The 14,015-nt window shown below is 37.8% G+C and carries 10 protein-coding genes and 1 pseudogene; 9 read left to right on the top strand and 2 right to left on the bottom strand.

Annotated features, from left to right (window positions below):
- Positions 1-7: 7 nt before the first annotated feature.
- Entirely contained in the window at positions 8-196 is a 189-nt protein-coding gene (locus ED2_RS12885) for a YjzD family protein (protein ID WP_005875025.1), read from the bottom strand.
- A 222-nt stretch (positions 197-418) separates the two neighbouring features.
- Here ED2_RS12885 and dnaE point away from each other — a divergent pair, with 222 nt between their 5' ends.
- The 4 genes and pseudogenes from dnaE to ED2_RS16550 form a co-directional block, all read left to right on the top strand.
- Positions 419-3,727, top strand: a complete 3,309-nt coding sequence (gene dnaE / locus ED2_RS12880; RefSeq protein WP_016177131.1) for a DNA polymerase III subunit alpha — start codon at positions 419-421, stop codon at positions 3,725-3,727.
- Positions 3,728-3,893: 166 nt separating this feature from the next.
- Positions 3,894-4,856 (top strand): 6-phosphofructokinase, encoded by a 963-nt coding sequence (pfkA, locus tag ED2_RS12875; RefSeq protein WP_005875028.1) that lies wholly within the window; start codon positions 3,894-3,896, stop codon positions 4,854-4,856.
- Positions 4,857-5,066: 210 nt separating this feature from the next.
- Positions 5,067-6,851 (top strand): pyruvate kinase, encoded by a 1,785-nt coding sequence (pyk, locus tag ED2_RS12870; protein ID WP_016177132.1) that lies wholly within the window; start codon positions 5,067-5,069, stop codon positions 6,849-6,851.
- A gap of 31 nt (positions 6,852-6,882) precedes the next feature.
- Positions 6,883-7,002, top strand: a pseudogene (locus ED2_RS16550) (DUF3788 family protein); the annotation flags it as partial.
- Positions 7,003-7,132: 130 nt separating this feature from the next.
- On the opposite strand, the gene ED2_RS12865 reads toward ED2_RS16550, so the two are convergent.
- Entirely contained in the window at positions 7,133-8,029 is an 897-nt protein-coding gene (locus ED2_RS12865) for a LysR substrate-binding domain-containing protein (protein ID WP_005875031.1), read from the bottom strand.
- Between the two features lie 580 nt (positions 8,030-8,609).
- Between ED2_RS12865 and ED2_RS12860 the strand changes: the two genes are divergently transcribed.
- From ED2_RS12860 to ED2_RS12840, 5 genes are all read left to right on the top strand, one after another.
- A complete protein-coding gene (locus tag ED2_RS12860; protein WP_005875033.1) occupies positions 8,610-9,179 on the top strand; it encodes a YceD family protein in 570 nt (189 codons plus the stop codon).
- 56 nt (positions 9,180-9,235) lie between these two features.
- Positions 9,236-9,415 carry a 50S ribosomal protein L32 gene (gene rpmF, locus ED2_RS12855; protein WP_002290970.1) on the top strand — a complete coding sequence of 60 codons (180 nt, stop codon included), beginning with the start codon at positions 9,236-9,238 and terminating at the stop codon, positions 9,413-9,415.
- Positions 9,416-9,630: 215 nt separating this feature from the next.
- Positions 9,631-11,052 (top strand): NADP-dependent phosphogluconate dehydrogenase, encoded by a 1,422-nt coding sequence (gnd, locus tag ED2_RS12850; RefSeq protein ID WP_016177133.1) that lies wholly within the window; start codon positions 9,631-9,633, stop codon positions 11,050-11,052.
- 186 nt (positions 11,053-11,238) lie between these two features.
- On the top strand, positions 11,239-11,925 hold the full coding sequence (locus ED2_RS12845; protein WP_005875038.1) for a response regulator transcription factor: 687 nt from the start codon (positions 11,239-11,241) through the stop codon (positions 11,923-11,925).
- Positions 11,922-13,424 carry a HAMP domain-containing sensor histidine kinase gene (locus ED2_RS12840; protein WP_016177134.1) on the top strand — a complete coding sequence of 501 codons (1,503 nt, stop codon included), beginning with the start codon at positions 11,922-11,924 and terminating at the stop codon, positions 13,422-13,424. The genes ED2_RS12845 and ED2_RS12840 overlap by 4 nt, the downstream gene beginning before the upstream one ends.
- The last annotated feature ends 591 nt before the right edge of the window (positions 13,425-14,015 follow it).

Here is a 14,015-nt window from a genome sequence, read left to right as displayed (position 1 = left end):
CCTATTTTTATGAATGTGATGAGGCTTCTTTTCTAGGGACAGCAACTGCACCAAGTAAAATGACAATAACGCCTGCAATCAAAGAAATGATCGTTGTTAAAGTGAAATCATATGCACCCTTTGTTAGAGCACCGCCAATGTAACCTACGACTTGACCTAACACAAATGACCAAAATAATGTTACGATATATCGCATAAAGAACACCTCTTTTCTAAGATTAGTTTACCAGATTTTTCATGAATGTAAAGAAACCAGGTTGTAAAAAAGCAAGTTTTATGATTTTATTATCCCGTATGATAGAATAAGAATAATACATACAAAACAGAGCGTTCGTTAGAGCGTGATCAATTCACAGTAAAAGTTAGAATCAAACTTAACTATAAACTGCTGTCTAATTATATAAAAGGTGGAATGAATATGTTTTTCCCACAGCTTTATACTAAAACGTCCTATTCCCTACTACAAAGTACGATCCGTGTGACGGATTATATCCAAGAAGCAAAGAAATCAGGCTATTCTGTACTGGCAATCACCGATCAAAATGTTCTCTATGGCGTTCCTGAGTTCTATCAGAACTGCATCAGGGAAGGTATCAAACCAATCATAGGCGCAGTTATTTCATATAGTTATGAAGAACGACTGTATGATCTATTAGTTTACGCGAAAGATACTACTGGTTATCAACAGTTGATGCAGCTTTCAAGTAAAAAAATGATCCAAGAAAATTTGTTGTTAGAGGATTTCAATGAAACAGATCATTTGATCTTTGTTATCCCGACACAGCATTCCGTCAAAAATGATTTTGAGGTTGAAAAAAATTTTGAGACCCATTGGCAATCAGTGAAATCAAAAGTTGCCCCACAGGATTTCTACGTGGGGGTGTCTGATACCGATAGTGAGCAAGATTGGCTCGATTTTTTAGTAAAAAACAATGAGTCGCTTTGTGCGTTGCATCCGATTGCTAGTCTTCGAGAAGAGGAACTATTTGCTTTAGAGACGATGAAACATATCAAAGAGGGAAGTCAATTCCCTTTAGAAGAGCTTACACAACAACAAAATAGAGCAAGGCAAGGCTTTCTTCTTTCTGAGAAAGAAGTGATGACCCGTTTCCAAGAGGCAGATTTGACTAAAGCGGTGGAAGGTGCGCAACGGTTAGCTAATTCAATTTCCTTTGAGTTCCAGTTTCATCAAAAACTTCTTCCCCATTATCCCGTACCAGGAAATAAAACAGCAGGAGAATATCTTGATGAATTATGTCAGACACAATTAAGCAAGCGTCTGGCACAGATCACACCAGAATACCAAGAACGGCTGACTTATGAATTATCCGTCATCCATCAAATGGGATTTGATGATTATTTTCTGATCGTCTGGGATGTCATGGCATTCACACATCAAAACAACATCGTTACTGGAGCAGGGCGGGGATCTGCTGCCGGCTCGTTAGTAGCATATATATTAGAAATTACAGATGTTGACCCTTTGAAGTATGATCTGTTATTTGAACGTTTTTTAAACCCAGAACGATATACGATGCCGGATATCGACCTTGATATACCAGACAATCGTAGAGAAGACGTATTAAATTATGTAAGAGAAAAATACGGACAATACCATATGTCCCAAATCGCTACCTTTGGTACAATGGCAGCGAAAATGGTGCTACGAGATGTTGCCCGAGTGTTTGGGCTTTCTCAAAGTGAAGCAAATCGTTGGTCTAAAGCAATTCCTAATCAATTGAAAATCACATTGAAAGAAGCATATCAAGCATCTAAAAATTTGGTGGAATTAGTGAATGCGAATGAAAAAAATCAGTTGTTATTCAAAACAGCCATCATTTTAGAAGGGCTTCCTAGACATGTTTCCACCCATGCAGCTGGTGTAGTTATCAGTGATAAAAATCTTTTAGAGTTAGTACCCTTGCAAAAGGGTTCGGACGAAGCATTTCTGACTCAATATACGATGAATGACGTCGAAGCAATCGGATTATTGAAAATGGATTTCTTAGGTTTAAGAAATCTTTCAATCATCGACTATACGCTAAAGGCTATCAAAAAAGTAGAGAAAAAAGAGTTGCCGCTCAAACAGATCCCATTGAATGATCCTCAAACACTTTTGTTGTTCCAACAAGGGGATACGACAGGTGTCTTTCAATTTGAATCAGCTGGTATCCGTAATGTATTAAGAAGGCTAGGGCCGGAAAACATTGAAGATATCGCAGCGGTCAATGCGCTTTATCGACCAGGTCCGATGCAAAATATCGATACATTTATCGCACGTAAAAAAGGCAAAGAGGCAATCAATTATCCTGATGATTCATTGATGCCCATTCTAAAAAATACTTACGGCGTGATCGTTTATCAAGAACAGATCATGCAAATTGCGACTAAAATGGCTGGGTTCTCACTTGGACAATCAGACATTCTTAGAAGAGCGATCAGTAAAAAGAAAAAAGAAGTGATCGATAAAGAACGAGAGCATTTTGTGAATGGTGCACTTCAGCAAGGATATTCGAGAGAAAAAGCGGTTGAAGTATATGATTATATCGAGCGGTTTGCAAACTATGGCTTCAATCGTTCCCATGCGTTTGCTTACTCTTTTGTAGGTTTTCAAATGGCTTATCTCAAAGCACATCATCCTGGCGCATTCTTTGTTAGTTTAATGAACTCTGTTCGTCACAATACAACGAAGTTAAAGGAATATATTGCAGAAGCACGCAAAAAGAAACTAAAATTAGTTGCCCCTTCTATCAATCAGAGCTATTACGGATTCGAGCTAGTCAATAAAGAAGAAATTCGTTTTGGACTAACTGCGATCAAAGGGGTCAGAAGAGATTTCATTGAAGACATACTGAAGGATAGAAAAGAAAATGGTACCTATCAATCAGTGGATCAATTTTTGATCCGCCTAGACAAACGCTGGCTAAAATTAGACTTACTTCAATCCTTAGTTGCGGTGGGCGTATTTGATGGACTTTCGCCCAATAGAAAACAATTGATGCTTGATCTAGAAGGCAAGATCCAAAATGTTGTGTACAGTGGTGGAAGTATCGATCTGCTGGGGATCATGGCATTAAAAGAAGAAGAAGTGACTGACTATCCGCTTGAAGAAAAACTGAAACTCGAAGAAGAATATCTAGGCGTCTATCTTTCTGGACACCCTACAGAAGGATATGAACGATTGAAAATGGCTAAAAATATCCGTTTAGTCACTGAGATCGTTGCCAAACAAGCAACTTGTCTGCTGGTCATGATCAAAGAGATTCGAGAAATCAGGACGAAAAAAGGGGAATTGATGGCATTTGTTGAGGGAACAGATATCAGCGGCGAAATAGCTATCACTGTTTTCCCGAAAACGTATCGACAGTTTCGTAAATTATTTGAGGTAAACAAAGTGATCTTTGTCCAAGGGAGAACGGAAATCAGCAATTACAATCAAGAGTTACAACTGATTGGTGAAGTATTTTCTGACCCTGAGACTTTGGAGAAACAGTATCCAGATCAAACTTGTTTTTTAAGGATCAAAGAAGAAGTAGATGATCCTCAAACGATGAAACAATTGCAAGGGATTTTTCAAAAACACCCAGGCTATGTTCCTGTAGTGATGTATCATGAGAAGGATCAGCGAAAAGTAGTACTAGCAGAGGCTTACTGGGTGGATGCAAGTACTAATTTAAAGAAGCAATTAGCTTACTTACTACAAGAAGAAAATGTTGTTTTCAAATAACTTACGGTAAAAAATACTACTTGCTTTCATTTTTTTTCATTTTTTTATCTGTAAATCAAGACAAGTAGCAAAAATAATGTTAGAATGTTAGTCGTGGTTAACGCAAGAAGGTTATAAACCTGAGCACTGCTTAGGATAAAGTAATTTAATGAGGTGAATGTTTATTATGAAACGCATTGGAATTTTGACCAGTGGCGGAGATGCACCTGGAATGAACGCAGCTGTTCGTGCCGTTGTTCGTAAAGGAATTTATGAAGGTTTAGAAGTATACGGGATCAATTATGGATTTGCTGGTTTAGTGGCAGGAGATATTCGTCGCTTAGATGTAGCTGATGTGGGCGATAAGATTCAACGTGGTGGTACATTCTTGTACTCTGCACGTTACCCAGAATTTGCGACAGAAGAAGGACAATTAAAAGGAATCGAACAATTGAAAAAATTCGGTATTGAAGGTTTAGTTGTTATTGGTGGTGACGGATCATATCATGGTGCTATGGCATTGACAAAACGTGGATTCCCAGCAGTGGGTGTTCCAGGAACGATCGATAATGATATTCCAGGAACAGATTTCACAATCGGTTTTGATACAGCAATCAATACAGTATTAGAATCAATTGACCGTATCCGTGATACTGCTACTTCACACGTACGTACATTCGTTATTGAAGTAATGGGACGTAATGCTGGAGATATCGCTTTGTGGTCAGGTGTTGCCGGTGGCGCAGATGAAATCATCATCCCTGAACATGATTTTGATATGGCAGTTGTTGCTAAAAAAATCCAAGAAGGCCGCGATCGTGGGAAAAAACATTGCTTGATCATCTTAGCAGAAGGCGTTATGGGCGGAAATGAATTCGCTGATAAACTTTCTGAATATGGTGACTACCATACACGTGTATCTATCTTAGGACACGTTGTTCGTGGTGGATCTCCAAGCGCGCGTGACCGTGTGTTAGCAAGCAAATTTGGCGCATATGCTGTTGAATTGCTACAAGCAGGTAAAGGTGGACTATGTGTCGGTATCCATAACAATGATATGGTTGCTTCTGACATCATCGATACATTAGAAAACAACAAGCATAAACCAGATCTATCATTATATGATTTGAATAATTCACTTTCATTCTAAGAGTGAAAAAGTTATTTGAACTATGAGACTGGGACAGAAGTGTTTAACTCCGACGAATAAGAAGAGTTCAACGAAAATTGCTTTTCAAATTTTGGTGAATTTCGGCTTATTTTCCGTAGGAGTTGCTTCTGCTCCTAGGCTCGTTATCTGAAGATATTTAGGCTTTAATCGGCTTTAAATAAACAAAATTGAATGGGAGAGTTTTGTAAAATGAAAAAAACCAAAATCGTTAGTACATTAGGACCAGCTAGTAACTCAGTAGAAATTATTTCTAAATTGATCGAATCTGGGGCAAATGTCTTCCGCTTTAACTTTTCACATGGAGACCATGAAGAACAATTATCACGTATGGAAATGGTTCGTGAAGCTGTTAAAAAAACAGGTAAAGATGTAGGTATTCTTTTAGATACAAAAGGTGCTGAAATTCGTACAACTGTTCAAGGCACAACAGAAGCTGATTTTGGTCGTGCAGGATACATCAAATTTGAAGTAGGAGATAAAACTCGTATCTCAATGGACCCTGAACACGTAGGCTCAAAAGAAAAAATCACTGTAACTTACCCAGGCTTATTCGATGATGTACACGTAGGTGGACATGTATTATTCGATGATGGCTTGATCGATATGGAAATCCTTGAAAAAGATGAAGCAACTCGTGAATTAGTTGTTGAAGTTAAAAATGCAGGTATGCTTGGATCACGTAAAGGTGTAAATGCACCAGGCGTTTCAATCAGCTTACCAGGGATCACACCTAAAGATGCAGATGATATCCGTTTTGGTTTAGACAACGACATCGACTTTATCGCTGCAAGTTTTGTTCGTAAAGCACAAGACGTATTAGACATTCGTGAAATTTTAGAAGAAAAAGACATGACACATGTTCAAATCTTCCCTAAAATCGAATCTCAAGAAGGTATCGACAACATTGATGATATCATCAAAGTTTCTGACGGCGTTATGATCGCTCGTGGAGATATGGGTGTTGAAATCCCAGCTGAACTTGTACCAATGGTTCAAAAACGTATCATCAAAAAATGTAACGCTGCAGGAATCCCTGTTATCACAGCTACTCAAATGTTAGAATCAATGCAAGAAAACCCACGTCCAACACGTGCCGAAGCTTCTGACGTTGCTAACGCTGTATTTGACGGAACTGATGCAACAATGTTATCAGGTGAATCTGCAAATGGTGACTACCCAGTTGAAGCTGTTTCAACAATGGCTCGTATCGATCAAGAAGCTGAAAATGCTTTAGCTGAATTAGGTACTTTCCAATTGAACGAATTCGACAAAACAGATGTAACTGAAACAATCGGTTTATCTGTAGCTCGTGCTGCTAAAAACTTAGGTGTTAAAACAATCGTTGCTGCAACTGAATCTGGTTACACAGCTAAAATGATTTCAAAATACCGTCCAGATGCTGACATCTTGGCTGTTACTTTTGACGAACGCACAAAACGTGGTTTGATGCTTAACTGGGGTGTTTACCCAACAGTTGCTGAAAAACCATCAACAACTGATGAAATGTTTGAATTAGCTGCTCAAAAAGCTGTTGATTTAGGTTTTGCATCAGAAGGCGACTTGATCTTGATCACTGCTGGTGTTCCAGTTGGTGAACGTGGAACAACTAACGTTATGAAAATTCAAATGATTGGTTCTAAATTATTAGAAGCTCAAGGCGTTGGTCAAAAATCAGTCGTTGCAAATGCAGTCGTTGCTTCATCAGCTGAAGAAGCAATCAAAAAAGCAAAAGATGGTATGGTTCTAGTTGTACCAACAACTGACAAAGAATATATGCCAGCAATCGAAAAAGCAGCAGCAGTTATCGTTGAAGAAGGCGGATTGACTTCACACGCAGCAGTTGTAGGAATTGCTCAAGATATTCCTGTAATCGTTGGTGCGAAAGAAGCAACTTCAACAATCGTTGATGGCGAATTGATCACTGTTGACTCACGTCGTGGTATTGTTTACCGTGGCGAAACAACAGCTATCTAATCCATTTAGCTCGCTAATTTAAAAGAAGAGGTTGGGACAGAAGTGTTTAACTCCGAGAAATAAGAAGAAATGAACGAAAATTGCTTTTCAAATTTTTGTGAATTTCGGCTTATTTCCGAAGGAGTTGCTTCTGCTCCCACCGTTTATTCGAGAGTCTGTGGCAAAACTGATTTTTAGTTTTGTCCCACGCTCTTCTTTTTTTTGGCTATTCTAACCTCGTTTTTTCAAAACAAGCAGACGTTAAATGTATTTTTCATGTTCTGTGTAGTTGAATGAATTCTTTATGGCTTTTTTTGGGTCTTCATAAATTCATGGATCACTTCAATAACTTTTTCTTGTAGTGGGGTAGTGATTTGTTGGGCTCTTTTTGCTAATGAGATTAGAAAACGCGGCTGGATCTCCTCCGAGAGTGGGATAGAAACAAGATTATCTTCAGGATGGATCGCGATCTCTGTCAGAAAGCCGATCCCGATATTTTCACGTATCATACTTTTCAAAATAGCCAAATCGTTACTTTGATAGACGATTTTTGGTTCAACATGGGCTTGTTTAGACAATTTGGTGAAAGCTGCTGGATGGACGTAATGTTCATTCAACAAAACAAACTGTTCATCTACTAAGTCTTTGAAAGATAAGACTTCATGTTGTGCCAGTGGATGTGTTTTAGAAACAACGATCATGAACCGTTTATCCAGAAGCAACTCTACTTCAAGTTTTTGGTCAACGATTGGTTGCGTTGATCCTAAGACTGCCAAATCGATTCTCCCCTCGTGGATCATTCCGTAAAGGTCTCTAGAGCCGCCATCTGTAATCTCAATTTGTTCCATCAGCTGATGCTTGATAAAATAGCTAGATAGTTTTGGAAAGTACTCATTACCGATGATAGGTGGCATTCCAAATCGAAGTTTCTTTTTCTGTAATTGTGTGATCTCTGCTTTTGCCATCTTGATTTCTTGTAAAATCGATTGAGCATGGAGAAATAATTGTTTGCCTGCTGGGGTAATAATCAATTCATGGTGGGAACGATCTCTGGTGATAAGTGCTGCCCCTAACTCTTTTTCTAGGCGTTGCAACGCATATGTAATAGTTGGCTGACTAACCTGAAAATATTTTGCGACTTTAGTAAAGTTTTTTTGTTTCACGATCTGGACATAATATTCAATATCTCTTGTATTCATAAATACCCCCTGCACCTTCATATAAATAATGTTTATTGTAATCCATATCGTTGTCTATATCAAACAGAAGCGACTGCACTGATCAGTTAAACAAATGAAGTATCGAACACGTAGAAAATCCTTTGCATTCAGTCAGTTGGAAATGTCGTATGCATTATTCTTTGATTATTTTTAGCACAGAAATTTATTTTATTCATCAGTATCCGCGGGGATTTCTTTAAAACAGTACTCGTTATAGAGACAAATTTTCGCCTCTCGGTTGATTGTTGATGTGTGCCATTTTACAGATAAAAGGAAATGAATCACCTGATGCAAAATATGTAGTAGGCTCAAATATTAATGCTGTATACTTAATAAGCACCATTTTATTTGTTGTTGTTCCTGTAGTAGTGGGAACGAAATGAGTACAGTTGAAAACAAAGAGAATCAAACGTTTATTCCATATTAGGCAATCAAGATAGATAGATATTCTCGATTTACTTTGTGTTTTTTTATGAAGTGTAAGGTGTCAAGAAAATTTCATTGACAACGACGTTTTTGCCCTGTATAATTGCTTTTGTTGCTTAGGAGTGATGAGAGAATGAAATGGTCTTTACTGGAATTGAGAAAATACCAAGAGACACCGTTAACTTTTCATGAGACCCTTGATCTTAAAGCGGATCTTATGAAGCGAGACAATTTGATATTAGATGTTGCGCCTGTTACAGTCGATGGGTTCGTTTCAGTTGATAATCAAGGCTATCTTGTCCATTACACTGTGCAGACGACTCTGACCGTACCGTCAACTCGTTCGTTAGAACCAGTTGCATTACCCATGGATTTTACAGTAGATGAACTGTTTATGACAAAGGAACAGTACCAACTCAGAGACGATCAATTGTCTGCAGAAGAGATTTTGTTGATAGAAGATGCAAAACTTGATTTGACAGAATCGATCGAAGACAACATTTTATTGGCAATTCCAATGCGTGTATTGACTGAAGAAGAAGAAAAGACGACCGATTTTCCTAAAGGAACAGATTGGGAAGTTGTTTCTGAAGAAGAATACGAACGCAGAAAACTGGAAGAAGCCGAAACAAAAGTAGATCCTCGTCTTGCAAAATTATCTGAACTTTTTGATGCAACGTCAAATGAGGACGATAAAGCGTAAGATTGGAATATATTGTATCATTTATGATGCAAGACTTTACAAGGAGGTGTAGCAAAATGGCAGTACCAGCTAGAAGAACATCAAAAGCTAAAAAAGCAAAACGTCGTACACACTACAAATTGACAATCAAAGGTTTAAACGAATGTCCTAACTGTGGTGAAATGAAAAAAAGCCATCACGTATGTGCAAACTGTGGTTACTATGATGGTAAGGACGTAATGTCTAAAGAAGCTTAATACATTTTAATTAGAAAATGTAAAAACCTCAAGGCTAACCATGGAGCCTTGAGGTTTATTTTTTGTTCCTTATTCAAAAATCGAGGAAATATAAGTTTTCTATGACGAAAAGAGTTGCAACATAAAAATATATGCTTCTTTGGTTTGCAATGAGGCAATGTTAAGCTATAATGAGAGAGATTAGGGAGAACATCCCACATGTAGGAGGAGTTCATATGTCAAAACAACAAATCGGCGTTGTCGGTATGGCCGTAATGGGTAAAAACTTAGCCCTTAATATTGAAAGCCGTGGCTATTCAGTTGCCTTATTCAATCGTACGGGTTCAAAGACAACTGCCGTGGTGGAGGAACATCCAGATAAAAACTTCAAAGCGACTTACACAATCGAAGAATTTGTAGATTCAATCGAAAAACCTCGCCGAATTCTTTTAATGGTCAAAGCTGGTCCAGCAACGGATGCAACGATCCAAGAATTGCTTCCTCATTTAGATAAAGGGGACGTTTTGATTGATGGCGGAAATACATTCTTCAAAGATACGATTCGCCGTAATGAAGAACTTGCAAATTCAGGGATCAACTTTATCGGTACCGGTGTTTCCGGCGGAGAAGAAGGCGCGTTAAAAGGCCCTTCAATCATGCCTGGTGGACAAAAAGAAGCGTATGAATTAGTTGCACCGATCTTAGAACAGATCTCTGCTAAAGCAGAAGATGGCGCACCTTGTGTTACTTACATCGGCCCTAATGGAGCTGGTCATTATGTAAAAATGGTACACAATGGTATCGAATATGGTGATATGCAATTGATTGCTGAATCGTATGACTTGATGAAAAATATCTTAGGCCTTTCAGTAGATGAGATGGCAGATATATTCAAGGAATGGAATCAAGGGGAATTAGATAGCTACTTGATCGAGATCACTGCGGATATTCTAACGAGAAAAGACGTTGAAGGTACGGGTAAACCGATCGTTGATGTCATTTTAGACGCAGCAGGAAACAAGGGCACAGGTAAATGGACAAGTCAAAGTGCGCTAGATCTAGGTGTTCCATTACCTTTGATTACAGAATCAGTTTTTGCACGTTACATTTCAGCCTACAAAGAAGAACGTGTGCAAGCAAGTAAAATTCTAACTCGTACAAACGACTTCGAATTTACAGGAGATAAAAAAGAACTTGTTGAGAAAATCCGTGAAGCTCTTTACTTCAGCAAAATCATGAGTTACGCTCAAGGATTTGCGCAATTACGGGTAGCTTCTAAAGAATACGGATGGGATCTACCATTTGGTGAGATCGCTAAAATCTGGCGTGCTGGTTGTATCATTCGTGCACGTTTCTTACAAAAGATCACAGATGCTTATGATAAAGAACCTGATATCGAAAATCTTTTGTTAGATGACTATTTTGTGGATATCACTAAAAAATATCAACAGGCTGTCAGAGATGTCGTTGCATTAGCTGTCCAAGCTGGTGTACCTGTCCCAACATTTTCTTCTGCAATTGCCTATTTTGATTCTTATAGAGCAGAACGCTTGCCAGCAAACATCATCCAAGCACAACGTGATTATTTTGGTGCTCATACGTATGAACGTGTGGATAAAGAAGGGATTTTCCACTATTCTTGGTATCATGAAGAGTAATCTTTCTACTTTTCGCGAATGATTGAATAAAAAATGACGAAAGAGCTGAAGTCGATCGATATGAAGGGACTTCAGCTCTTTTTAAAAATTTGTATCCATGCTAAAATGAATGTAGATTTTTAAATAGATTATCGGTATAATAATATAGTTTTGAATAAGCACGTAGAGAGAAAGGAAAAAAGATTAATGAGTAATATTCTAATCATTGAAGATGAAAAGAACTTGGCTCGATTTGTCGAGTTGGAATTAAAGCATGAAGGCTATAATGCAGAAGTTCATTATAATGGACGTACAGGATTAGATGCGGCCCTGAACAATGAATGGGATGCTATTTTGTTGGACTTGATGTTGCCAGAATTAAATGGACTAGAAGTCTGCAGACGAGTGCGTCAAGTGAAGAATACGCCAATCATTATGATGACTGCCAGAGATTCAGTCATTGATCGCGTTTCCGGATTAGACCATGGAGCAGATGACTATATCGTTAAACCATTTGCAATCGAAGAATTGTTAGCCCGCTTACGTGCATTATTACGTCGAATCGATATCGAAGGCGACAAAAATGTAGCGAAACAAACAACAATTACTTATCGTGATTTGACGATTGAAAAAGAAAATCGTGTCGTACGACGTGGCAGTGAAGTGATCGAACTCACAAAACGTGAATACGAACTATTACTTACGCTGATGGAAAACGTCAATGTTGTGTTAGCGCGTGACGTTTTGTTAAATAAAGTATGGGGATATGAAACAGAAGTCGAAACAAACGTTGTAGATGTTTATATTCGTTATCTTCGTAATAAAATCGATGTTCCTGGAGAAGAAAGCTATATCCAAACAGTTCGTGGAACAGGTTATGTGATGCGCTCGTGATAAAACAAAAAAAATCAGAAAAAAGAGAACTTAAAGGTCCCTCCTTGACTATCAAGTGGGCCTTTGCAAGTTCTTTCTTTATATTTGTAGTGTTTACCATTTTCGCAGTCATCACGTATAAATCATCGATCAACCTTCTCGTTGCGAAAGAAAGAAACAATGTAGAAAGAACGATCTCAGAGGTTACTTCTCGTTTGGCTAACTCAGATGAGGAATTAACGCTTGTTAACACTTATAGAAACTTGACAAATTCAAGAGATCGAGATGGCAGTGTGAATGACACGTCGATCATTGAAGGGAATTTGATGAAGATCGATTCTTTTATTTCAGAATTAGGCCAAGAATCAATGGACTTATATGTATATGACCTAGATGAAAAATTGATTTTCAAAACACATGAGAAAGACCGTTCACTGATCCAAGCAACACGGAAAGTCCCAACAATCGTTACCTTGGATGGAAAGACTGGCTTCCTTTCGGTACAACCGATCTATTCCAAAGAAACACGAGAAAAAATCGGGTACGCTCAAAGTTTTTACGAGCTTTCTTCTTTTTATGATATCCGCAACAAGCTTTTGTTTACGCTGATAGTCTTAGAGATCGTTTCGTTGATCTTGAGTAGCATACTAGGGTTCTTCCTGTCCTCTTATTTCTTGAAACCATTGAAGGTCTTGAGAGATACGATGGATACGATTCGAAAAGATCCACAGTCGGATATTCACATGCCTGAGATAGACACAAACGATGAACTAGCCGACTTAGCAGAGATATTCAATGAAATGCTCGATCGTATGCGTCTATATATCGAGCAGCAAGAACAATTCGTAGAAGATGTTTCCCATGAGTTGAGAACGCCTGTCGCGATTATTGAAGGACATTTGAGCTTGCTGAATCGATGGGGAAAAGATGATCCCGAAATACTTGAAGAATCATTAGCTGCAAGTATGCAAGAAATCAGCAGAATGAAAAGTTTGGTACAAGAAATGCTGGACCTTTCTCGAGCAGAACAAGTGGACATCCACTATGCAAACGAGACGACCTTAGCGAAAGAAGTAACATACCAAGTGTATAATAACTTCAAGATACTTTATCCGGACTACGTTATTACATTAGATGATGATTTGACAAAAGAAGTGACTTTGCAGATCTATCGCAATCATTTCGAGCAATTGATCATAATTATTTTGGATAATGCTGTAAAATATTCTACAGATCGAAAAGAAGTGCATATCTCGATTTCATCTACTTTGAATGAGTTTGAAATTGCTATCCAAGACTTTGGAGAGGGGATACCGCAAGAAGATCTGAATAAGATATTCAATCGATTCTACCGAGTGGATAAAGCAAGAGCACGGACAAAAGGTGGAAATGGCTTAGGCCTTTCGATTGCCAAACAATTAGTAGAAAGTTACAAAGGGAAGATTATTGCAGAAAGTGTGGTTGGCCAAGGAACGATTTTTAGGATTTTCATTCCAATCATCAAAAAAGAAAACAAGTAAGGAAAGTGCCTTGCTTGTTTTTTTATTTTGTAAAGGACGAATAAAAAGACAAAAACGGACGGGAGAAAGAATAGAAGGTAAAAATACTTTATGGCTAACCGAACTTTTCAGACGATATCGAGTGAAAAAGTTGCTTAAATAAGGAAAAAAATGTTAAAAAACACGTTTGTATCGGCGAATATTCGTGTTTTGAAATAATAGAAAAAAATGTATTTTTTCTATTGCATTTTACTTAAGTACTTGATATATTATTATTTGTTCTGACAAAACGATATTCAAAATCTTGTTACATTTCATAAAAAAAGATGTTGACGAACATTTTAAATCGTGTTATAATAACGAAGTCGTTTTAGAAATGAACGCTTGAAAGTCTTTTATACCAACGAAAAAAGTTGTTGACAAATAACAACTAACGTGATAAGATAATCAAGTCGTTAAGAACACGACAAACAATTCAAAAAAAATTTTGAAAGAAAGTTGTTGACAGAAACTCAAGAATCTGTTAAGATATAAGAGTTGTTAAAACAAAAAGATTAGACCTTTGAAAACTGAACAAAGTAAGACAAACCAAATGTGTAGGGCGTCTTGATC

This window comes from Enterococcus durans NBRC 100479 = LMG 10746 (genome assembly GCF_001544215.1).
GTDB lineage: Bacteria > Bacillota > Bacilli > Lactobacillales > Enterococcaceae > Enterococcus_B > Enterococcus_B durans.
Note: the sequence above shows the minus strand (reverse complement) of the source record. Positions and strands in the feature narration are given on the sequence as shown.

Coding starts and splice junctions, on each gene's coding strand:
- ED2_RS12885 (WP_005875025.1), bottom strand. CDS start 196: ATGCGATATATCGTAACATTATTTTGGTCATTTGTGTTAGGTCAAGTC.
- dnaE (WP_016177131.1), top strand. CDS start 419: ATGTTTTTCCCACAGCTTTATACTAAAACGTCCTATTCCCTACTACAA.
- ED2_RS12865 (WP_005875031.1), bottom strand. CDS start 8,029: ATGAATACAAGAGATATTGAATATTATGTCCAGATCGTGAAACAAAAA.
- ED2_RS12845 (WP_005875038.1), top strand. CDS start 11,239: ATGAGTAATATTCTAATCATTGAAGATGAAAAGAACTTGGCTCGATTT.
- gnd (WP_016177133.1), top strand. CDS start 9,631: ATGTCAAAACAACAAATCGGCGTTGTCGGTATGGCCGTAATGGGTAAA.
- ED2_RS12860 (WP_005875033.1), top strand. CDS start 8,610: ATGAAATGGTCTTTACTGGAATTGAGAAAATACCAAGAGACACCGTTA.
- rpmF (WP_002290970.1), top strand. CDS start 9,236: ATGGCAGTACCAGCTAGAAGAACATCAAAAGCTAAAAAAGCAAAACGT.
- pyk (WP_016177132.1), top strand. CDS start 5,067: ATGAAAAAAACCAAAATCGTTAGTACATTAGGACCAGCTAGTAACTCA.
- pfkA (WP_005875028.1), top strand. CDS start 3,894: ATGAAACGCATTGGAATTTTGACCAGTGGCGGAGATGCACCTGGAATG.